Here is a 22,734-nt window from a genome sequence, read left to right on the forward strand (position 1 = left end):
TAGAAAAAATACCCAAATTTAAACTCATACTAAAAAGTATTATTATGATAGCTGATATTCAAATTCCTGACGCTTTGTTAGTACAGGATTATGTAGCAGGCAATGAAGATGCCTTAGCTACTTTAATTAAAAGACACGAATCCAAAATTTACGGTTTTATATATTCAAAGGTATCTGACAGAGATGTTGCTAATGATATTTTTCAGGACACTTTTATAAAAGTAATTAAAACACTGAAATCGAACTCTTACAATGAAGAAGGAAAATTCCTTCCGTGGGTGATGCGTATTTCACATAATCTGGTCATTGATTTTTTTAGAAAAAATAAAAAAATGCCTTTGTACAGAGAGACAGAAGAGTTTTCTGTTTTTTCTATTATGACTGATGATTCTCTTACAATAGAAAATCAGTTAATTGCGGATCAGGTAGAACTGGATATTCAGAAATTAATCGAAGAACTTCCCGAAGATCAAAAAGAAGTTTTAATCATGCGCATGTATAAAGACATGAGTTTTAAAGAAATTTCAGAAATTACAGGAGTTAGTATCAATACTTCTTTAGGCAGAATGCGTTATGCGTTGATGAATTTGAGAAAAGTAATTGATAAACACCAGATTATTTTAACCAATTAAACAATATTTAAATACATGTCACGTTCTATTCTAACATCTTTAATTAAAATAGTACATGGCAAAAATTTACTCTAAAAAAAATCAGCTTATTTCAAACATGAAACCTAAAAAAGAAGTTATTTCTTTTCTTTTGAATTATTCAAAAGCGCTTCACATGATTAAAGTGGCGGATAACAGTTTTGAAATTATTGCAAATTAATGAAGCTGGTAACAGCTATTTTGGTAAATCTCACTAATGTTTTTTAAAATTAGTGAGATTTACTTTTTATAACCCTCTAAGGCAGTTTTACGACCAATGGTTCTGGTAATAATATCCTTTTCCAGATTCAAACCACGGGCTGGCGAATATTCCCTTCCGTACCAGATAATCTGTAAATGCAATTCGTTCCATAATTCCTCAGGAAATAAACGTTTAGCATCTTTTTCCGTTTGCACCACATTTTTCCCATTGGTCAGATTCCAGCGGTACATCAAGCGATGAATATGTGTATCTACAGGAAAGGCAGGAATGCCAAAAGCCTGCGACATCACCACACTGGCCGTTTTATGTCCCACAGCAGGCAATGATTCCAAGGCTTCAAAACTTTGCGGAACTTTTCCGTCGTATTTTTCAATCAATATTTGTGACAAACCGTGAATCCCTTTTGATTTCATGGGGGATAAACCACAAGGGCGAATAATTTCCTTAATTTCTTCTACCGACATCTTTACCATATCATACGGATTATCCGCTTTCGCAAAAAGCAATGGCGTAATTTGGTTCACACGCACATCCGTACATTGAGCTGATAACAAAACCGCAATCAGCAATGTATATGGATCTTTATGGTCTAGCGGAATAGGAATAACAGGGTAGAGTTCTTTTAACGTATTTATAACAAATGTTACCCGTTCTTGTTTGGTCATTTTTATTAAGTTGCTGAGTTACTAAGAGTCTAAGTTTTAAAGACTTTTTTCGAATGTAAAAATACTATTATTTAGTTTTTGAATTGGATTAGAACGTCATTTTTTATAAAACTTAGTATCTTAGCAACTTAGTAACTCAGCAACTAGAAAAAATGACAACATTAAAAAAAGGCGATAAAGCACCCGATTTTTTTGGCACAGATCAGGACGGAAAAGCACATCAATTAGGAGATTATAAAGGAAAAAAACTGGTAGTTTTCTTTTACCCAAAAGCCAGTACGCCGGGTTGTACCGCCGAAGCCTGTGATTTAAGAGATAATTTCGAGCGTTTTCAAGCCAATAACTACGAATTGTTAGGAGTAAGCGCCGATTCGGCAAAAGCGCAAGCCAAGTTCAAAGATAAATACGAATTTCCTTTTCCTTTATTGGCTGACGAAGAAAAAGAAGTCATTCAGGCATTTGGAGTCTGGGGACCAAAAAAGTTCATGGGACGCGAATACGACGGCATTCATCGAACGACTTTTGTAATTGACGAAAACGGAATTATCGATGAGGTCATTGAAAATGTAAAAACCAAAGAACACGCCGCTCAGATTTTGAAATAAACTAAAAACGCCAAGAAAAAATATTTTTCTTGGCGTTTTTTTTATTGAAATTGTAAAAAGTAGCATTTTATATTGCTCCGCAAAGTCTCCGACTTTGAGGTAGTGTTTTTCGATTTTCAATCGACATTTTTTAAATGAATTATAGCTGTCAGAGACAGAGAAATACATCCGCAAAGTCTCCGACTTTGCGGAGCTGGTGTAGTTTTATTAAATTAAAGAAAGATACACTCAATTTTGTCATTCCGAAAAATGAGGACACGAGCATTAGCGAACCGGCGAAGCAATCTCATTAAGTAGCTCTACAAAGTGTTTCAATTTGCTCACTGTTGTGGGCACGGAAAACATTTCCGCGCTATCTGGTTAATATATCCTCAAAGTCGGAGACTTTGCGGAGCTGGGTACGCGAAAGGAATCGTGCAATAGTGGAAGGGGGCGTATACTTGATTAGCTACTGCTCTTTTATTATTTTAAGTTCATTTTAGTCATTTTATTTGAATTCGGATACTTTTCTACTCTTTCCAATGTTTTAATAGCGGATTGTGTATATTGATGTTTTTTTCCGAAAATATTCATATATAGACTTATAGATTTCTTTAAATTTATAATTGCTAACTCAATTTCTCCTTTGAAAAAATTTGAAGTTCCAATATTATAATAAGCAGACGCAATGCTTGGTTTGATTCCTATTTCTTTTGCTATATTTAGTGAAATTGTTGAATACTTTATTGCATCATCATATCTCTCAAATTGTAGACAAAAGTTTGATAAATTATGAAGAGATAAACATTCTCCATTTTTATCACCAATTAATCTTGTGACTTCTATACTTTCATTAGTGAACTTAGATGCTTTATCAAAATCACCTTTTTGAAAGTAAGCAATTCCGAAACTTGCCAACATACTACCCTCTGATTGTTTTCCTCCAACTGAATTTGCTATTACAATTCCTTTGTTAAGAACCTTGATAGCTTCATCGTAATCTCCAGTTTGATTATAAACAGTTGCAAGATTCCCTAATGTTGAACATAAGCTTTCTGGTTCAAATTTTTCTGCAATATTCACAGCTTTTTGAAAAGCATTAAGAGATTTGTCAAATTGCCGTAAATTTCTGTAGATGTTCCCAAGTGCTTGAAGTTGGGAAACTTCTCCTTGACTATTCCCATTTTCACGACAAGCGTTTGCAGATTCTTCTAAACAAGAAATAGCTTCTTTAAAATTCCCTAGAGAATTTTGTGCCATTCCAATATTTCCTAATAGGCTATAAAAAAAGATCTGATTGTTCTCTTTTTGAGCAATATTTAATCCTTTTTCCCAAATTTTAATAGCGGTTTTATATTGACCTATATCGTAAAGGATTCTTCCTGAAATTTGATTTTTAATACCAATAGAGTAGTCACAAGCTTCTGTCAACCATTTATCAATGTTTGCCTTCCAATCAATATTTGATACTTTATTTTCATAATTTATTGATATAAGATTTTTCCATAGGTCTTTAATTAGTAAGCCAGTGCTAGTGGTAATTCTATGACCTACAAATTGTATGAAAGGGTTTTTATTATTTCTTTCCGATATTTCTTCTTGATTGAATTCTAATTCCGATTGAGAATGTTCGATAAAGGTTATTTCACTTTTTTCGTTGTCGATTGATTCTATTAAAGGGCTAATATCAAATACATCTGAACAACTGTATCCTAAAACCATGATTTTGGGATTTATTTTTTTTGAAAAAAAAGATGCTATAGCTTTATTTTTATTTTCAACTAATATTTGTTTTGCGACTAATTCTAGAGTTATCGCCATTTCTTCTTTATCAGTAATACAACCGTGAATTTTGATGATTTTGACTTTACCATCATTCCAGTTTATATTTTCAAAATCTTTCTCGGATTTGTGTACTTTAAAATCTGTATTCTCAACTAGTCCTTTATTTTTAATAGCTTTCTCAATAAGGATATCAAAGTTTGTTGTAAATATGTTTTTTAGATTTCCTTGCTTTACTAATTCAGCTATGAATAAGTGATTTGTATTTGGTTCTCCTTTTGAAAAAATATCAAGAATATGGTCAATATTTGATTCTTCTTTTATCGTTTGTATAAATGATTCAAAAGGTAGATTGGAGTTTAGAATTTTATCAATATCTACTTTTTCGACATTTATTGAATCAAGCACATAATTGAGGAATTGAGTTACAATTGGAAGTCCAGAATTTAATGAGATACCAGCTCCGCAGAAAATGGCATATTCTTGAAGTTTTATCTTCTTACTAATTTCGGTTATTAATTCTTTCATGTTTTGATTCAAATTTTCGAAGTAATGTTTTTAACTATGTTTTTTTTCAGAGTTGTAGGTCACTAGTTTATATGTCTAACAAGATCAGATTAATTAACCTTAATTTGGTGTATAAGTTTGATGATTGTCATCCTTAATTGTGAAGCTAATATATAGATAATTATTTACAAATTATATAAAGGACATTTTATAAGCCATTAGGTTTTGCCCTGGACAGCAGCGACAGTCCTGATTGAAAAAGCTAATTTTTTACGGGAGCAGTAAAGCGACCGAAGGAAGCTCTTGCTGAGACTTGGTAAAATAAAGCTTTTGAGTGAAGGCTATAGCGAATGGCCGGATTAGGCTAAAAAAAAAACGCCACAAATAAAATCTACTTGTGGCGTTTTGTATAAAATGGATAGTTTTTTATTCTACTAATTCCTTTTCAGGATTATAACCAAAAAGGCGTTTATCCTTTATAATTTCAGAAACTCCCGCAGGAAGCATTGGTTCCCAGCCGGGAACTCCATGGCTAATCATTTTAAGTACTTCACGAGAGAATACTTTTAGGTTTTCAGGGTTGTAATCTTCCACATCAATTACTTTTCCGTTGAATTTAAAGAATTTGTACAATTCTTTCATTCGTGGATGAACTTTCAGGTTTTCAGAAGTAGTAATTTCTCCATTTTCATCTAACATAGGGTATAAGAATACTTTCATGTCTCTGAAGAATAATTTACCAAAAGCTTCTAAGATTCCACCACTTAAATGACGGTAATATTTCTCATCAAAAATATCAACCAGATTGTTAACACCCATCGCAAGTCCCATTCGGGCTTTGGTATAATTAGCAAAATATTCCACCACTTTATAATATTCCTGAAAGTTCGAAATCATTACCGTTTGTCCCAATGAACAAAGTAATTCGGCACGATCCATAAAGTCTCTTTCGTCAATTTCACCGTCTGAACGCAGGTTAGACAAGGTAATTTCGAAAATAACGAGAGTGTTTTCCTTGTCTACCTTATTTTCTTCAATAAACATACGCATCGATTTCTCGTACATATCCATGTTTACCTTAGTAACGGGACGGAAACTACCTCTTAAAGCCAACAGGTTTTTCTTGTATAAAATAGAAGCCGGAAGAATATTTTTTCCTTTTGGGTTGAACATTACGGCATCGGTCATTCCGTTTTTAACCAGTTGCAAACTAATTAAACGGTTGTCAACATCGGCAAATCGTGGTCCGGAAAAATTAATGGTGTCAATCTCCAGTTGGTCTTTGTCCAGGTGATCGTATAAATAGCGCAACAGTTTTTTAGGATCATTGTATTTATAATAAGCGCCATAAATTAAGTTTACGCCCAGAATTCCAAGTGTTTCCTGTTGTAATTTGGCATCAGTTTCTTTAAAACGAATGTGAAGTATGATTTCGTTATAATCTTCGTTAGGATCAATCTGATAACTAATTCCAACCCAGCCGTGCCCTTTAAATTGTTTTGCAAAATCTATTGTGGCTACCGTATTGGCATAACTAAAAAACATTTTGTTAGGGTGCTTTTCTCTGTTCAGTCGTTTTTCAATAAGACTTACTTCGTGCGAAAGCATTTTCTTTAGTCGGTTTTCGGTAACATAACGACCGTCTTTTTCGACTCCGTAAACAGCATCACTAAAATCTTTATCATAAGCTGACATTGCTTTTGCAATAGTTCCTGATGAACCTCCGGCTCTGAAAAAATGTCTTACAGTTTCCTGTCCTGCGCCAATCTCGGCAAATGTTCCATAAATATTTTCATTTAAATTGATACGTAGTGCCTTGTCTTTTATTGAAGGGACTTGTGCAATTACTCTGTCTCCTTTTAGTTTTATTTCGCTACCCATTTTTTTAGTTTAAATTTATGTTTTTGCCTGATGTTACAAAGTTAATTAAATAGCTAGCCTAATAAAAGAGAAATAATCCTATTTTTGTGAAAAAAATAAGATTTGAAGGTATATTTTTTAGGTACAGGGACTTCTCAGGGTATTCCGGTTATAGGAAGTGATCATCCCGTATGTAAAAGTACGGATAGTAAGGACAAAAGACTTCGGGTTTCAGTATTAATCCGATGGGATAATTATTCCTATGTTATTGATTGCGGTCCTGATTTCAGGCAGCAAATGCTGGCTTCTGACTGTCAGAAAGTAGATGGTATCATTTTTACGCATGAGCATGCTGATCATACAGCCGGTCTGGATGATATCCGGCCTTTTAATTTTAAACAGGGTGAGATGCCTATTTATGCACATCAAAGAGTGCTGGAAGACATGAAAAGCCGTTTTGGTTATGTTTTTGAAACGGTGAATAAATATCCGGGAGCGCCATCTGTAAAAACAATTGAAATCGTTAATAATGAGCCTTTTATGATAGGAAATAAATTAGCAATCCCTGTTGATGTACTCCATGGTAATCTACAGGTTTTTGGGTATCGCATCGACGATTTTGCTTATCTGACTGATGTTAAAACCATTGCTGATGCAGAAATTGAAAAATTAAGAAATTTGAAAGTGCTGGTAGTTAATGCTTTGCGTGAAGAGCGTCATTTTTCACATTTTAATTTACAGGAAGCATTAGATTTTATTGCGCTGGTAAAACCCGAAAAAGCTTATCTCACCCACATTAGTCATATTTTAGGATTCCATGAAGAAGTACAAAAAAGACTTCCGGAAAATGTTTTCCTGGCTTACGATAATTTAGAAATCACCCTATAATATTTTTACAATGAAGAAATCTTTTCTGCTCTATGCTTTTATTTTATTAGTATTGATTAATGTTTTTACCTATTCTTTTTTAAGTAACGAAGTGAAGTTTGAGCAAAACAGATATGAAAAAACAACAAAAAGATTAAGAGATAGTCTGAATTCTGTTACTACTCAATTAAATGATGCGAATTATTTTTCTTTGGAACATAATGAAAATGCTCAGAACTATTTTGATTCGGCTCTGGCCAATAAAACAATTGCTTACGAGAAGTTAATTCCGATAGTGACCGAAAAATTAATGGATTTTAATGCGAATTCAAAAGGTAATCCTTATACAGGACAAGACCAAATTGGTGAAAATAAATTTGTAATCAATAAAGTAAAAGTGCTGAACCACCGTTGGATAATTGCTGATTATAGCGATGGTAAAATATGGGGTGAAGTCTTACTGAAATATTTTGTCAACGAAGATGAAACTATTTCTTTTGAAGTCATTCAGTCTTTGCTTTATGCGAAGTAAAAAAAATAGTCATAACTAAAAAATCCCATTCGCCGCGACGAATGGGATTTTTTTATATTTCAGTTCCGAAAGCTATCGGATTGGGACAAATTATTTTCTGGCAATAACTCTTTCTACTGCTTCAACAATAGCTTCATTATTCAGTTTGTATTTTTCCATTAATTGAGCTGGAGTTCCGGACTCACCAAAACTATCTTTAACAGCTACAAATTCCTGCGGAGTAGGATTGTTTAAGGCTAATACACCTGCAATACTTTCTCCAAGACCGCCAAGATAATTGTGCTCTTCAGCAGTTACAATACATTTAGTTTTAGCTACAGATTTTAAAATAGCTTCTTCGTCAAGCGGTTTAATTGTGTGAATATTGATTACTTCAGCAGAAATTCCTTTTTCTTCTAATTTTTCAGCAGCAATTAAAGCTTCCCAAACTAAGTGTCCTGTAGCAACAATAGTCACATCAGTTCCTTCGTTTAACATGATGGCTTTTCCAATTACGAAAGGCTCGTCAGCAGGAGTAAAGTTAGGTACAACCGGACGTCCAAAACGCAAATATGCAGGACCGTGATGGTCAGCAAGAGCAATAGTAGCTGCTTTTGTCTGGTTGTGGTCACAAGTATTGATAACCGTCATTCCCGGTAACATTTTCATCAAACCGATATCTTCAAGGATTTGGTGTGTAGCTCCGTCTTCTCCTAAAGTTAATCCGGCGTGAGAAGCACAGATTTTTACATTTTTATCAGAATAAGCAACAGACTGACGAATTTGGTCGTAAACCCTTCCTGTAGAAAAGTTAGCAAAAGTTCCTGTAAAAGGAATTTTTCCACCAATTGTTAAACCTGCAGCGATTCCAATCATATTTGCCTCAGCAATTCCGATTTGGAAAAAACGCTCCGGATGATTTTTCTTGAAATCATCAAATTTTAATGAGCCAATTAAATCTGCACAAAGTGCTACCACATTTTCGTTTTTCTGACCTAATTCAGTCATTCCCACTCCAAAACCAGAACGGGTATCTTTACTTCCTGTATTTGTATATTTTTTCATTTTCCTCCCCCAACCCCTCCGAAGGAGGGGAGTTCCTATTGGGGTAATAGGGTTTATGTTATTTATTAATTTTGATATATTCCTCCCCTTTGGGGAGGTTAGGAGGGGATTAATAATCTGAATTGCCTCCAGTGTTATAATTTTGTCCTAAAGCATTTTCCAGTTGCTCATCATTTGGTGCTTTACCATGCCATGCATGACTGAACATCATATAATCAACACCATTACCCATTTCAGTATGCAATAAAACACAAACCGGTTTCCCTTTTCCGGTTCTGGCTTTAGCTTCGTTCATTCCTCCAATGATCGCTTCAATGTCGTTTCCTTTTGTGATTTCAATAACTTCCCAGTCAAAAGCTTCAAACTTCGCACGAAGACTTCCCATTGCTAATACTTCGTCCGTAGTACCGTCAATTTGTTTTCCGTTTAAATCTACAGTAGCAATTAAGTTATCTACTTTTTTAGCAGATGCATACATAATTGCTTCCCAGTTTTGTCCTTCCTGCAATTCCCCGTCACCGTGAAGAGTATATACGATATGATTGTCGTTGTTTAATTTTTTAGCCTGTGCCGCTCCAATTGCTACAGACATTCCCTGACCAAGAGAACCTGATGCAATACGTACTCCCGGTAAATTATCGTGAGTAGTTGGGTGACCTTGCAATCTTGAATTTAACAAACGGAAAGTAGCTAATTCAGCTACCGGAAAATAACCGCTTCTAGCTAAAACGCTATAGAAAACAGGTGATATGTGTCCGTTTGATAAAAAGAATAAATCTTCACCAATTCCGTCCATGTCCCATTCTTCTTTGCGGTCCATTATGTTTTGATACAAGGCTACCAAAAATTCGGTACAACCTAGAGAACCTCCTGGGTGACCTGAATTAACAGCGTGTACCATTCGAAGGATGTCTCTTCTTACTTGGATAATTAAATCGTTTAATTGTTGAGTGTTAGGTTTCATTTTGAGTGTAAAAGTTAAACTGATTGCAAATGTAAATTTTATTTTGCCGTAAGACAAATGATTTTTATAATTGTTTGACAGCAATTGGAATGGGTAGGAATGTTCTATAGAAGTTTTGATTCTCTTTGAAACAAAACATATCGATTTTATAAATGTAAAATCAACACTAATTTTTTTAAATTGATTTTAGGAATCCATTGTTATTAGTGATGTGATGAAATTTAAGAAGTTTATTTTTTTTAGGTGTTTTAATTTTTGAAATGCATTCACAGAATTATTTTTCAGGATTAAATTTTTTTGAAAGAAATTATTTTTACAACAATTTTGTTTTTGATTGTTATAAAATAAGTTTTTAATCAAACGTTGTAGTACTTTAAGGTTAAACAAAAAAATTCTGAAAGAGTGTTTGTTATTTTTGATTTTTAGTAATTTTCTCTAGTAAATTTTCTAAAATTTGTTGTCCTTCTTCCCAAAATCCTAATTGTGATGCCAAATTCAAATGCCCTTTTAGACCTACATTATAAAAATCACTTCCCCATTTTTGTGCTAAAAATTCGGCTCTTTTTGCCGAAATATACGGATCGTTAGCACTCGTAATCACAATAGAAGGATATTTTAATTGGTCTAAAGGAATGGGGGCGAAGTTCCATATTTCTTCCGGAGTATGTTCAGGAGATTCCACATCGGCGGGAGCAACGAGTAAAGCGCCGACGATTTTGCTGGTATTATTTTGTTGGGACCAATGCATTACTAAGGAAACAGCTAAACTATGCGCCACAATTACAATAGGTGTTTCAATGGAATTTATAGTTGCATCCAGATTTTTTAACCAATCTTCTAATTGCGGTTGATTCCAATTATCCTGAACTACTTTCGTTGCATTTGGAAAATGTTGTAACCAGTTGTCCTGCCAATGTCCTGCGGTAGAATCGCCTAAACCGGGAACTATTAATAAGGTGTGTTTCATGGTGTTTGAAGAGGGATTTGTTTCTTTAGAAAATAAATTAGAACCCGGTGGGCGTAATTAGTTTTTGATGATAATTTTTCGTCAGTTCGAGTGATTTTCGATAGAAAATTGTATCGAGAACAAGAAAAATTTTATTGAAAACGGTTCTCGATACATTTTTTGTTTCGTTATACTGCACAAGAAACACTCGAACTGAAGCTTTTAATAATTACACCAAACGGGTTAAATTGAATGATTAAGAACTACACGACAACATAGAACAACCTACTTTGTTTCTTGCCCAATCAGGGCGCTTGGCGAACCATTTTTTCATGTTTTCCTGTTCGGAATATGGGTTTTTCAATAAGTTGAAAAGTTCATCAATCAGATTATAATCTCCTTTATCAGCTGCATCAATGGCTAGCTGTGCCATGTAATTGCGCAACACATATTTAGGATTGATTGCATTCATTTTTTCAGCGCGTTCGGTATCAGTTTCATTCTCTGATTGTAAACGAAGACTATATTTTTCAAACCATTTATTCCAGGCTTCGTTAATTTTAGGCAATTCCTCAATAGAATTGTAAAAGGCATCGTTTATGATTCCTAAATCTCTTTCCGGATTTTCTTTTTGAAAACGACTTAGGTTTCTGAAGAAAATTGTCATGTCGGTTTCAGTTAAATGTAAATTGTTTTCTAATTCCTGAATTAAATTTTGATCATCATTATTTTCGGTAAAAAGACCAATTTTAGAACGCATCATGTTCAAATATTTGCTTTCGAAAGCAGTACCGAAATCAGCCAGCACTTTTTCTAAACCTTCTGTCTCATTGATAAGAGGATATAAAGCATTGGCAAGTTGGTACAAATTCCAAAGTACGATATTGGGTTGGTTCCCATATCGGTAGCGTTTGTGCTGGGAGTCGGTAGTGTTAGGAGTCCAGCCATAGTCGTATCCTTCCAACCAGCCGTAAGGTCCGTAATCAATCGTCAATCCCAAAATGGACATATTATCCGTATTCATAACGCCGTGTACAAAACCTACTCGTTGCCAGTGAATAACCATTTCCAGACTATTTTCGGCTACTTTCCTGAAAAATTGCAGGTAACTCTCTTTAGAAGGCTCGCCTAATTCTGGGTAAAAATGTTTGATGGTATAATCGACAAGTATTTTTAAAGTTTCAACATCATTTCGAACAGCGAGGATTTGATAATTTCCAAAACGCAAAAAGCTGGGAGCAATACGACTGACGATGGCGCCTTTTTCATAAGCAGGATTACCATTGTAAAGTACATCTCTTAAAACTTCATCACCTGACAACGCTAAAGACAACGCTCTTGTGGTAGGGACGCCCAAATGAAACATGGCTTCACTGCATAAATATTCTCGAATGGAGGAACGCAAAACCGCTAAGCCATCGGCAGTTCTGGAATAGGGTGTTTTTCCGGCGCCTTTGAGTTGGATAGCCCAACGTTTATTGTTGTGAATGATTTCTGTTAAATTGATCGCACGACCATCGCCCAATTGTCCTGCCCAGTTTCCAAACTGATGTCCGCCGTAACATATGGCATAAGGTTGGGTATTTGCCAAAACTTCATTTCCGGTAAATACATTTCTAAATTCCTCGGATTGTGCATCTTCTTGAGATAATCCTAAGTTTTCGAGCATTTCCCGAGAAACGTGAATGATTTGGGGATTAGCTGTTTTTACGGGTGTTACAAATGAAAAACAAGCCTGCTCCACCTGTCTGACGTAGTTTTCAGAAATGGTGTCGGCGGGTAATTCTTTATTGAAAGTGTCTTGTATGTTGAGTTTCATTGTGTTTGTAATTATAGATATTACAAAGTTACGAATATAAGTTCCATTTTTTGAACCCTCTAAGTTTATTCAGAATTAGGGTTTTTAAAAGTTAATATAAGTTGTGAAAGATAAGGAAGGCTTAATTAATTTCTTAATAGTGAAAAAATACGTTGCTTTTTGCGTAAGGGATAGCAGTGGAAATCCTTTTATTTTTCTCGTTTTTTACGAGAGAAATAAAAGATTGTAACGGATAGCCCGACCCTGATGTAACGCAGTGGAGGCAGGGATACGCCCAAAGCTTTTTTGGGAAGTCTTACTTTGCTGTTAAAAAGATGTAGCTTTTTTCTAAATTAAACTATCTTTGCGCTCCCGAATAGTCGGGAGAACAATTTGGGAGAAAACCTTAATATGAAGTTTGATTTATTACAAAAAGACCCACTTTCAAAAGCCAGAGCAGGAAGTATTACCACAGATCACGGTGTTATTGAAACGCCTATTTTTATGCCGGTAGGCACCGTTGCCTCGGTAAAAGGCGTGCATCAAAGGGAGTTGAAAGAGGACATTAATCCTGATATTATTCTGGGAAACACCTATCATTTGTATTTGCGTCCGCAAACTAAAATTTTAGAAGCCGCTGGTGGATTGCATAAATTCATGAACTGGGATCGTAATATTTTGACGGATTCGGGAGGTTATCAGGTGTATTCACTTTCAAATAGCCGAAAAATTAAGGAAGAAGGGGTTAAGTTTAAATCGCATATTGACGGTTCTTATCATACGTTTACGCCGGAGAATGTAATGGAAATTCAGCGTACAATTGGAGCTGATATTATTATGGCTTTTGACGAATGTACGCCTTATCCGTGCGATTATAATTATGCGAAGCGTTCTATGCATATGACGCACCGCTGGTTAGATCGTTGTATCAGTCATTTGGATAAAGTGCCGGTAAAATATGGTTACGATCAGGCTTTTTTTCCTATTGTTCAGGGAAGTACTTATAAAGATTTACGACGTCAGTCGGCAGAATATATTGCTAATTCCGGTCAGGTAGGAAATGCTATTGGCGGACTTTCAGTAGGAGAGCCGGCTGAGGAAATGTATGCGATGACCGAGGTAGTTACTGAAATTTTACCGGAAGACAAACCAAGATATTTAATGGGAGTGGGAACGCCAATTAATATTTTGGAAAATATCGCTTTAGGAATTGATATGTTTGATTGTGTAATGCCTACCCGTAATGCCAGAAACGGAATGTTGTTTACGGCTAACGGAACCATCAATATCAAGAATAAAAAATGGGAGGATGATTTTTCTCCAATTGACGAAATGGGAATTACATTTGTAGATACAGAGTATTCCAAAGCTTATTTGCGTCATCTATTTGCTGCCAATGAATATTTAGGAAAGCAAATTGCTACGATTCATAATCTTGGTTTTTATATGTGGTTAGTACGTGAAGCCAGAAAACATATTATTGCAGGAGATTTTAGAGCATGGAAAGAGATGATGGTAAAAAATATGAGTCAACGTTTGTAATTTTGTGGATTTGGTTAATGGTTTAATCAAATCAGCAAATTAATAAATCAACAAATCAGTGCTATGTTAACAATATTAGACAAGTATATCCTGAAAAGATATTTAGCCACTTTTGGGGCTATGTTGTTGATGTTTATCCCAATCGGAATTATAATTGATGTTTCGGAGAAGATTAATAAAATGATTGAAAATAAGGTTCCGTTTATAGAAATTGCAACCTATTACTATCATTTTACTATTTATTTTGCGAATGCTTTATTTCCCATATTTCTGTTTTTATCGATTATCTGGTTTACATCCAAGTTAGCCAATAACACTGAAATTATTGCCATTTTAAGTTCCGGAATCTCTTTTACACGTTTTTTAAGACCTTTTATTATAGGAGCTGCAATAGTTTCTGTAGGAGTTTTATTAATGGGGTTTTATATCGTTCCCAGAGCCAGTGAAGGTTTTAATAATTTCCGCTATACTTATTTAAAATCGGGCGGAAAGGAACAAATGACGGGTGATAATACTGATGTCTACAGACAACTGAATGATCACGAGTTTTTGTATGTCAGTAATTTTAATACCTCTTCTAAAATGGCTTTTAATTTTTCTCTGGAGCGATTTAATAAAGAGAAAATGGTTTCTAAAATTACGGCCAGCAGGATCAAATGGAATGAGAAAGACAGTACCTATACGCTGTATGATTATTCTAAAAGGACTGTGGGTAAATTAGGTGATAAAATAGAATCGCTGCCTGAAAAGAATGTAAAGTTTACATTTGAACTGGAAGATTTGACTCCTGTTGTTTACATTGCTGAAACCCTGCGTCTTAATGAACTGATTGATTTTATTGACAAGGAAAAGAAGCGTGGTTCATCTAATATTAATACGTATATGGTAGTTTTATATAAAAAATTCAGTGTTCCTGTTTCAGCATTTATTCTGACTATCATTGCTGTAGCGGTTTCTTCTATGAAGCGAAGAGGAGGTATGGGAATGAATCTTACTATAGGAATTGCAGTGGCTTTTGGTTTTGTATTTTTTGATAAAATTTTTGGTGTGTTAGCCGAAAAATCTACTTTTTCTCCTTTTGTGGCTGTTTGGTTTTCAAATATTGTTTTTGGAATTCTGGCGATATATTTATTGCGTAATGCCAAACGATAAACTTAAAAGTTATCTTAATCTTCATTTAATTGTTTTTATTTGGGGATTTACCGCCATCCTAGGTGCATTGATCACTATTGCTGCCGATATAATAGTCTGGTATCGCATGCTTTTAGCTGCTTTGTTTTTGGGGATTTATATTTTATTTTCAAAAAAATCTTTCAGAATTCCATTCGATTCCTTGCTTAAACTAGCTTTAGTAGGTTTGCTAATTGCATTGCACTGGATTTTTTTCTTTCATGCCATACATGTTTCTAATGTATCTGTTACTCTTTCGGTTTTTTCATTGGGAGCATTTTTGGCTTCGCTGCTGGAGCCTTTGTTCTATGGACGAAAAGTATTAGGGTATGAAGTGTTCTTTGGTTTGATTATCGTTATGGCACTGGCAATTATTATGCAGGTTGAAATTGCTTATTTAGAAGGAATGCTGTTTTCTTTTATAGCCATAGTATTAGGTGTTTTATTTACATTATTTAATGGTAAATTAATTCAGAAACATGATTCGGCAGTAATTACTTTTTATGAGTTTCTTGCCGGAATATTTTTCATCTCGTTTTATTTTATCATTCAAAATAAATTTACACAGGATTTCTTTATTGTGACTGAAAATAATTGGGTTTTGTTATTTATTTTGTCGTCTGTTTGTACTGCTTATGCTTTTACAGCATCGGTAAAAGTTATGGAAAAATTAAGCCCTTATACCGTAATGTTAACGACTAATCTCGAACCTGTATACGGAATAGTTCTGGCTTATTTTATTATTGGTGAAAAAGAAAAAATGAGCCCTTCTTTCTACATAGGAGCTTTTATCATTATTGTAACGGTTATTCTGAATGGCATTTTAAAACACCGTCGTACTTTAAAAACGGAAAACTAAATTGACTTATTTTAAAAAAAATTGGAGAAGTTTAACTCTGGTTGTTTTAGTGTTTGTTTTTTTTGTTTGATTTTCAAAATCAATTTCTTAACACAGTAAGGTAATTGTTTTATGTTTAGTTAACATCAAACATTATTTATTTTATATTTGCACGATTTTACTCAATTCCATTAAAATGCAACAACACTTACGTCTGAACGAGTACAAAGTTTTATTATACAGACTTTCGTTAGCCTATCTTTTTTATTTTATATCCCGTGTCCTTTTTTTCTTTTACAATATGGATTTACTGGAGATTGATTCGGTTATGGATTTTCTGCCCCTCTGTTATTATGGTTTGCTCTTTGATACTTCAGCCATCTTATATGTAAATATATTGTTTATTGCTTTATCGATTTTACCTGTTTTTAAAAATACTAATCAGGGCTTTCAAAAGTTTCTTTTTTACCTTTATTTTGTAACCAACCTTCTGGCGTATTCGACTAATTTTATAGATTTCATTTATTATAAATTTACTTTTGCGCGAACCACCATAGCTTTTTTAAGTGTTTTGGAAAATGAAACAAATAAGGCAACTTTGCTTTTTGACTTTTTGTTGACGTATTGGCACGTTTGGGTTTTATTTGTTTTGTTTTCTTCACTTTGGATTTATTTGTATAAAAAAGTCACTGTTAAGGATTTTGTGCCCACTAAAAAGAAATATTATTTTGGCTTTTCTATGGTGGGATTGGTGTTAATAAGTTTGTTTACCGTTCTAGGTATACGCGGATGGCAATATGAGAAGAAAACACAGCCCATCAATCTTATGGATGCTAATACGCATGTAAAAAATATAGCGCATGTTGATATTGTATTAAATACTCCATTTGCATTAATCAGAACTTTATTTAGCAATCATTTTTCAAAACCTGATTTTAAAGACGTGAACCAGCAGGTAATCCTGAAGGAAGTTGTACCTGTAAAACAATATCATCACAATCATAATCCGATAACTAAACCAAATGTCGTGATAATGATTTTAGAGAGTTTTAGCAGAGAGTATCTGGGAGCTTTTAATAAAAATTCTAAAATACCTGATTATAAAAGTCACGTTTCTTTTTTAGATTCCCTGTCGCAGCATAGTATGATTTATACAAATGCTTACGCAAATGGCAGGCAATCGGTTCATGCAATGTCTTCCATTTTAGCCGGAATTCCGTCATTTAAGGATGCTTTTACATCATCACCTTATCCAAAACAAAAAATAGAATCTCTGGTTTCAGTTTTAGAAGGACAAGGATACAACACCTCTTTTTTTCATGGTGCTGTAAATGGTTCTATGGGGTTTTTAGGTTTTGGGAAAATTCTGGGTATTGATAATTATTATGGAAGAACTGAGTTTAACGATGATTCTCAATTTGATGGTTACTGGGGGATTTGGGACGAGCCTTTTCTTCAGTATATGAAGAATACTTTGGATAAAAAGAAAACTCCTTTTTTTGCTACTGCCTTTACACTTTCTTCTCATGAACCATTCCTTCTTCCGGAAAAATATAAAAATAAATTTAGAGAAGGAGAAATGCCTATACATAAATGTGTGGAATATACTGATTTTGCCCTCAAACGTTTTTTTGATGAAGCTAAAAAAGAACCTTGGTTTTCTAATACTATTTTTGTTTTCGTAGCCGATCATTGTAATAAACCTTATTATGATGAATACAAAAAACCTGTTAATCGTTTTGCAATTCCTATTATGATTTATAAACCCAACAGTGATCTTGTGGGGGTTGATAATGATTTGGCTCAGCAAATAGATATTTACCCTACAATTTTAGATCTTATAGGGTATTCAAAACCTTTCAGGAGCTGGGGTAAGAGTTTGTTTGATAAAACTTCAGTTAAGCCCTTTGTAATTAATTCTACCGGTAGTATTTATCAATTTTCAAGAGGGAATTATATCTGTACTTTTGATGGTGAAAAAGCTGTTGGTTTTTACCATAAAGGTGACAAAGAGCTGAAAAACAATCTTATAGGTAAAAGAAATGCTGAAATGAATGCAATAGAATTAAAGTGTAAAGCTTTTATTCAGGATTACATGGAAAGAGTGATTGATAAAAAGTTAGCAACAATACAATAATTACATTTTAATCTGTACTGTAAAGAACAACAGAATAGCTCTTTCTGAAAATTTTTTTATTGATTTTCAGTCGGATGAGGTTTTAGGTCTGTTTTTTTTAAGAATAGCATAATTGATTGTATCTTTGTAAACTGCTACTAAAATAAAAAATAAGCAGGTGTAAATGATTTAATATTTTATATTTGCACTTCCAAATAAAATAATAACGCACAAGTCCTATGGAATATTTAGATTTTGAGCTTCCAATAAAAGAACTAGAAGATCAGTTGGAAAAATGTCAGGTAATTGGACAGGAATCAGAAGTTGATGTCACGTCTACCTGTACACAAATCAATGAAAAACTGATTGAAACTAAGAAGAATATCTATGAAAACCTTACTGCATGGCAACGTGTACAATTATCCAGACATCCCAGCAGACCTTATACTTTAGATCACGTTAGAGGGCTTTGCGGAGATACTTTTTTAGAACTTCACGGAGACAGAGGTTTTAAAGATGATAAAGCTATGATAGGTGGTTTAGGGAAAATTGGCGGACAATCTTTTATGATTATTGGTCAGCAAAAAGGATATAATACTAAAACACGTCAATATAGAAACTTTGGGATGGCTAATCCTGAAGGCTACCGTAAGGCTTTACGATTAATGAAAATGGCAGAAAAATTTGGAATTCCTGTTATTACTTTAATCGATACACCGGGAGCTTACCCTGGATTAGAAGCAGAAGAACGTGGACAGGGAGAGGCTATTGCCAGAAATATTTATGAAATGGTATTGCTTAAAGTACCAATTATTACAATCATTGTTGGTGAAGGTGCTTCTGGAGGTGCATTAGGGATAGGAGTAGGGGATCGTGTATATATGTTGGAGAACACCTGGTATTCGGTTATTTCACCTGAATCCTGTTCGTCCATTTTATGGAAAAGCTGGGAGTATAAAGAAAGGGCAGCAGATGCTTTGAAATTGACTTCAGCTGATATGAAAAAACAAAATCTGGTAGATGATATAATTCCGGAGCCTTTGGGAGGTGCTCATTATGACAGAGAAACTACTTTTAAAACAGTAGAAGAATACATCTTGAAAGCATATAATGACTTGAAAGTTTTATCAACAACTGATTTAATTGCTCAAAGAATGGATAAATATACTAAGATGGGAGAATTCAAAGAATAATCATTCTGTTTTATAAATTTAATCCGTCCCGTTAGTAAACGAGACGGATTTTTTTTGGTTATAAACAAAAAAGAATGAGTTATAAACATAGAGATGTAATAACTAAACTGTATTTTTTTTAAAATTTATGTTACTTTCGTAGTATGGAAAATTTCAAGAATGTTAAGCCTGTAAAGGTAGATAAAACAACAATTATAAATCTGGAAAAAGGGAAGTTGCCTCCTCAGGTTATTGAATTAGAGGAAGCTGTACTAGGCGCTATGATGATTGATAAAAAAGGGGTTGATGATGTAATTGATATCCTTCAGCCTGACGCATTCTATAAGGATTCCCATAAACATATTTTTGAAGCAATTGTTCAGTTGTTTACCGAAACGCAACCTATCGATTTATTAACGGTTTCTGCACAGTTAAAAAAAAATGGGAAATTAGATTTAGCAGGAGGAGATTTTTACCTCATACAGCTTACTCAGAAAATATCTTCTTCGGCACATATTGAATTTCATTCCAGAATCATTCTTCAAAAATTTATTCAAAGAAGTTTAATTCGTATTTCGTCTGAAATTATTGAAGAATCCTATGATGAAACAACTGATGTTTTTGATTTATTGGATAAAGCGGAATCAAAACTTTATGAAGTTACTCAGGGTAATATTAAACGTAGTTCAGAAACGGCACAAAGTTTAGTGCTTCAGGCAAAGAAACGTATTGAAGAAATTAGTAAAAAAGAAGGATTAAGTGGTGTTGAAACCGGTTTTACTAATCTTGACAAGCTTACCTCAGGCTGGCAGCCTAGTGATTTGATAATCATTGCGGCACGTCCTGCAATGGGTAAAACAGCCTTTGTATTATCGATGGCACGAAATATGGCAATCGATTATGGACATGGTGTAGCTATCTTTTCTCTAGAGATGGCATCAGTACAATTAATAACCCGTTTGATTTCCTCAGAAACAGGTCTGTCATCAGAAAAACTGCGTACAGGTAAATTGGAACCACACGAGTGGACGATGTTGAGTACAAAAGTGAAAGATTTAGAAAAAGCACCATTGTTTATTGATGACACACCTTCACTTTCTATTTTTGATCTTAGAGCAAAGGCCAGACGTTTAGCCTCCCAACACGGAATAAAGATTATCATTATCGATTATTTGCAGTTGATGACTGCTGGTGGAAATGGAAAGGGCGGTGGAAATCGTGAGCAGGAAATTTCGACAATTTCCCGAAATTTAAAAGCATTGGCTAAGGAATTGAATGTTCCTGTTATTGCACTTTCTCAGCTGTCTCGTGCAGTTGAGACGCGAGGTTCCAGTAAGCGACCTTTGCTTTCTGACCTTCGTGAATCGGGGGCGATTGAGCAGGATGCCGATATTGTATCGTTCCTGTATCGTCCTGAATACTATAAAATTGATGAGTGGGATGATGATGAAGCAGCTCCAACAGCAGGTCAGGCTGAAATTATGATTGCAAAACACCGTAATGGTGGTATTGAAAATGTTCGTTTAAAATTCTTAGGGCATTTAGGTAAGTTTGATAATTTAGATGATTTTGGTAGTGGTTATGATGATGATTTACCTTCGTCAATGAATCAGGATGATAATTCTTTTATTACTAAAAATCTGCCTTCGCCTCATGAAGCCTTTGGAAGTAATCTGAATGATGATGATGATGATGATATGCCGTTTTAATTTAAAGCGCTATATTTGAAATAAAACATTCCAATGCTTTTTAGAAAAATAGCCATTCTTACTATTGTTTTAGTTTCTTTCTCTGCGAAAGCTTCTTTTATTCTGTTGCCCATGGATGATACTACGCAACAGAATCATTTAAAAGCTTACGGAATTACCTATTGGTGTCTGGATAAAAAGTATAAAGCCAGTTGGTTGTTAAACTATCGTGGTGGTTCTTTTTTATTGCCTGATGCTACTGAAATTAGAAAGGAATGTCAGATTAGAGGGGTTAGTTTCGAAGTGCTCACTGATAGTGAACAACAGGCTGTTTTAGATGAAATTGCAAGTCCGTCACAAAATATGGAAAATGTAATTCTGGAAAAAGCTCCCAAAATAGCCGTGTATACTCCAAAAGGGAAGCAACCGTGGGATGATGCGGTAACTCTGGTTTTAACTTATGCCGAAATTCCTTTTACTGCTATTTATGATGAAGAAGTTTTAAGCGATCAGTTGATTATTTATGACTGGCTGCACTTGCATCACGAAGATTTTACGGGACAATATGGTAAATTTTATGGCTCTTATCGAAATGTACCCTGGTATATTGAACAAAAAAAAGGAGCTGAAAATTTGGCAAGTCAATTAGGATTTACAAAAGTTTCACAAGAGAAAGGAGCTGTAGCTAAAAAGATTAGTGATTTTGTTATTGGTGGGGGATTTATGTTTGCCATGTGTTCTGCAACAGATAGTTTTGATATTGCCTTATCAGCAGATGGTGTTGATATCTGCGAACCTATGTTTGATGGAGATGCCAGTGATGCAAATTATCAATCTAAACTAGATTATCATAATTCTTTTGCTTTTAAAGATTTTATTCTGGAGCGACGACCTGAAAAATATGAGTTTTCAGATATTGATATGACTGAAAAACGAATGGTTCCTATGGAGAAGGATTATTTTACTCTGATGGAATTTTCGGCTAAATGGGATCCGATTCCCTCTATGCTTTGTCAGAATCATACCCAGCTGGTAAAAGGATTTATGGGACAAACCACGGCTTTTGATGCTAAATTAGTTAAATCTAATATTCTGGTTTTAGGTACTTGTGAACTTAATGGAGAAGCAAGATATATTCATGGGCAAAAAGGAAAAGGAATGTTTAGTTTTTTTGGAGGACATGATCCTGAAGATTACCAACATAAAGTAGGGGATTCTCCGACAGTATTGGATTTACACCCTAATTCACCCGGATACCGATTAATTTTAAACAATGTTTTGTTTCCTGCTGCCAGAAAGAAGAAACAGAAAACTTAATAGGTTAGGATTTCATATAAAGTAAAAAGCCTCAATCGTTAGATTGAGGCTTTTCTATGTAAGTAAGTAATCCTAAATTGAGTTGATAAAACGTTTATTTTACTTTATTAAGTACAGCTTTGAAAGCTTCTGGGTGGTTCATAGCTAAATCTGCAAGAACTTTTCTGTTCAATTCGATTCCGTTAGCTTTTACTTTCCCCATGAATTGTGAATAAGACATTCCTTCTAAACGGGCTCCAGCGTTGATACGTTGAATCCATAAAGCACGGAAATTTCTTTTGTTCACTTTTCTGTCGCGGTATGCATAGCACATTGCTTTTTCTACCGCATTCTTTGCAACTGTCCAAACGTTTTTACGTCTGCCAAAGAAACCTTTGGCTTGCTTCATTATTTTTTTTCTTCTTGCTCTTTTAGCAACTGAATTTACCGATCTTGGCATAATTTTATTTTTTTTTTTGTAGCAGGCGTC

General features: G+C 34.3%; 20 protein-coding genes. 12 read left to right on the forward strand and 8 right to left on the reverse strand.

Translation table 11 applies throughout. The features are described 5' to 3' along the window. Positions 1 to 47 precede the first annotated feature (47 nt). A complete protein-coding gene (locus ACSV4D_RS15855) occupies positions 48 to 632 on the forward strand; it encodes an RNA polymerase sigma factor (RefSeq protein ID WP_408082815.1) in 585 nt (194 codons plus the stop codon). A 55-nt stretch (positions 633 to 687) separates the two neighbouring features. Continuing rightward, positions 688 to 831, forward strand: a complete 144-nt coding sequence (locus ACSV4D_RS15860) for a hypothetical protein (RefSeq protein ID WP_408082760.1) — start codon at positions 688 to 690, stop codon at positions 829 to 831. 59 nt (positions 832 to 890) lie between these two features. Here the strand turns inward: ACSV4D_RS15860 and ACSV4D_RS15865 are convergent, their stop codons facing one another. Next, a complete protein-coding gene (locus tag ACSV4D_RS15865) occupies positions 891 to 1,538 on the reverse strand; it encodes an endonuclease III domain-containing protein (RefSeq protein WP_439229036.1) in 648 nt (215 codons plus the stop codon). Between the two features lie 152 nt (positions 1,539 to 1,690). Between ACSV4D_RS15865 and bcp the strand changes: the two genes are divergently transcribed. Beyond that, positions 1,691 to 2,143: a thioredoxin-dependent thiol peroxidase gene (bcp, locus tag ACSV4D_RS15870; protein ID WP_439229037.1), complete on the forward strand. Its 453-nt coding sequence runs from the start codon at positions 1,691 to 1,693 to the stop codon at positions 2,141 to 2,143. Between the two features lie 462 nt (positions 2,144 to 2,605). On the opposite strand, the gene ACSV4D_RS15875 is transcribed toward bcp, so the two are convergent. Further along, entirely contained in the window at positions 2,606 to 4,432 is a 1,827-nt protein-coding gene (locus ACSV4D_RS15875; protein ID WP_439229038.1) for a tetratricopeptide repeat protein, read from the reverse strand. Positions 4,433 to 4,837: 405 nt separating this feature from the next. After that, positions 4,838 to 6,292 (reverse strand): TonB-dependent receptor, encoded by a 1,455-nt coding sequence (locus ACSV4D_RS15880; protein ID WP_439229039.1) that lies wholly within the window; start codon positions 6,290 to 6,292, stop codon positions 4,838 to 4,840. 102 nt (positions 6,293 to 6,394) lie between these two features. Here ACSV4D_RS15880 and ACSV4D_RS15885 point away from each other — a divergent pair, with 102 nt between their 5' ends. Together ACSV4D_RS15885 and ACSV4D_RS15890 are read left to right on the forward strand one after the other, a co-directional pair. Then, positions 6,395 to 7,159 (forward strand): MBL fold metallo-hydrolase, encoded by a 765-nt coding sequence (locus ACSV4D_RS15885; RefSeq protein WP_439229040.1) that lies wholly within the window; start codon positions 6,395 to 6,397, stop codon positions 7,157 to 7,159. A 10-nt stretch (positions 7,160 to 7,169) separates the two neighbouring features. Further along, on the forward strand, positions 7,170 to 7,670 hold the full coding sequence (locus tag ACSV4D_RS15890) for a hypothetical protein (RefSeq protein WP_439229041.1): 501 nt from the start codon (positions 7,170 to 7,172) through the stop codon (positions 7,668 to 7,670). 90 nt (positions 7,671 to 7,760) lie between these two features. Here the strand turns inward: ACSV4D_RS15890 and ACSV4D_RS15895 are convergent, their stop codons facing one another. From ACSV4D_RS15895 to ACSV4D_RS15910, 4 genes are all read right to left on the reverse strand, one after another. Further along, a complete protein-coding gene (locus ACSV4D_RS15895) occupies positions 7,761 to 8,714 on the reverse strand; it encodes a transketolase family protein (protein ID WP_408082753.1) in 954 nt (317 codons plus the stop codon). A 109-nt stretch (positions 8,715 to 8,823) separates the two neighbouring features. Then, positions 8,824 to 9,678, reverse strand: a complete 855-nt coding sequence (locus ACSV4D_RS15900; protein ID WP_408082752.1) for a transketolase — start codon at positions 9,676 to 9,678, stop codon at positions 8,824 to 8,826. A gap of 409 nt (positions 9,679 to 10,087) precedes the next feature. After that, positions 10,088 to 10,645: an RBBP9/YdeN family alpha/beta hydrolase gene (locus ACSV4D_RS15905; RefSeq protein ID WP_439229042.1), complete on the reverse strand. Its 558-nt coding sequence runs from the start codon at positions 10,643 to 10,645 to the stop codon at positions 10,088 to 10,090. A 235-nt stretch (positions 10,646 to 10,880) separates the two neighbouring features. After that, positions 10,881 to 12,443 carry a protein adenylyltransferase SelO gene (locus ACSV4D_RS15910; protein WP_439229043.1) on the reverse strand — a complete coding sequence of 521 codons (1,563 nt, stop codon included), beginning with the start codon at positions 12,441 to 12,443 and terminating at the stop codon, positions 10,881 to 10,883. A 390-nt stretch (positions 12,444 to 12,833) separates the two neighbouring features. Between ACSV4D_RS15910 and tgt the strand changes: the two genes are divergently transcribed. From tgt to ACSV4D_RS15945, 7 genes are all read left to right on the forward strand, one after another. Further along, on the forward strand, positions 12,834 to 13,964 hold the full coding sequence (tgt, locus tag ACSV4D_RS15915) for a tRNA guanosine(34) transglycosylase Tgt (protein ID WP_408082749.1): 1,131 nt from the start codon (positions 12,834 to 12,836) through the stop codon (positions 13,962 to 13,964). A gap of 63 nt (positions 13,965 to 14,027) precedes the next feature. Next, positions 14,028 to 15,116 carry an LptF/LptG family permease gene (locus tag ACSV4D_RS15920; protein WP_408082748.1) on the forward strand — a complete coding sequence of 363 codons (1,089 nt, stop codon included), beginning with the start codon at positions 14,028 to 14,030 and terminating at the stop codon, positions 15,114 to 15,116. Beyond that, on the forward strand, positions 15,103 to 15,993 hold the full coding sequence (locus ACSV4D_RS15925; protein ID WP_408082747.1) for a DMT family transporter: 891 nt from the start codon (positions 15,103 to 15,105) through the stop codon (positions 15,991 to 15,993). The genes ACSV4D_RS15920 and ACSV4D_RS15925 overlap by 14 nt, the downstream gene beginning before the upstream one ends. 175 nt (positions 15,994 to 16,168) lie before the next feature. Beyond that, complete coding sequence (locus tag ACSV4D_RS15930; RefSeq protein ID WP_439229044.1) at positions 16,169 to 18,109, forward strand: LTA synthase family protein; 1,941 nt, start codon at positions 16,169 to 16,171, stop codon at positions 18,107 to 18,109. Positions 18,110 to 18,327: 218 nt separating this feature from the next. Continuing rightward, positions 18,328 to 19,281: an acetyl-CoA carboxylase carboxyltransferase subunit alpha gene (locus ACSV4D_RS15935; protein ID WP_408082745.1), complete on the forward strand. Its 954-nt coding sequence runs from the start codon at positions 18,328 to 18,330 to the stop codon at positions 19,279 to 19,281. Positions 19,282 to 19,424: 143 nt separating this feature from the next. Further along, positions 19,425 to 20,969 (forward strand): replicative DNA helicase, encoded by a 1,545-nt coding sequence (gene dnaB, locus ACSV4D_RS15940; protein WP_408082744.1) that lies wholly within the window; start codon positions 19,425 to 19,427, stop codon positions 20,967 to 20,969. A gap of 33 nt (positions 20,970 to 21,002) precedes the next feature. Next, complete coding sequence (locus ACSV4D_RS15945) at positions 21,003 to 22,265, forward strand: asparagine synthetase B (protein ID WP_439229045.1); 1,263 nt, start codon at positions 21,003 to 21,005, stop codon at positions 22,263 to 22,265. A gap of 94 nt (positions 22,266 to 22,359) precedes the next feature. Here ACSV4D_RS15945 and rplT read toward each other — a convergent pair whose 3' ends face one another. Beyond that, entirely contained in the window at positions 22,360 to 22,704 is a 345-nt protein-coding gene (gene rplT / locus ACSV4D_RS15950; protein WP_035633036.1) for a 50S ribosomal protein L20, read from the reverse strand. Positions 22,705 to 22,734: the final 30 nt, after the last annotated feature.

This window comes from Flavobacterium sp. ARAG 55.4 (genome assembly GCF_051846875.1).
In the GTDB taxonomy this organism is placed as follows: Bacteria; Bacteroidota; Bacteroidia; order Flavobacteriales; family Flavobacteriaceae; genus Flavobacterium; species Flavobacterium plantiphilum.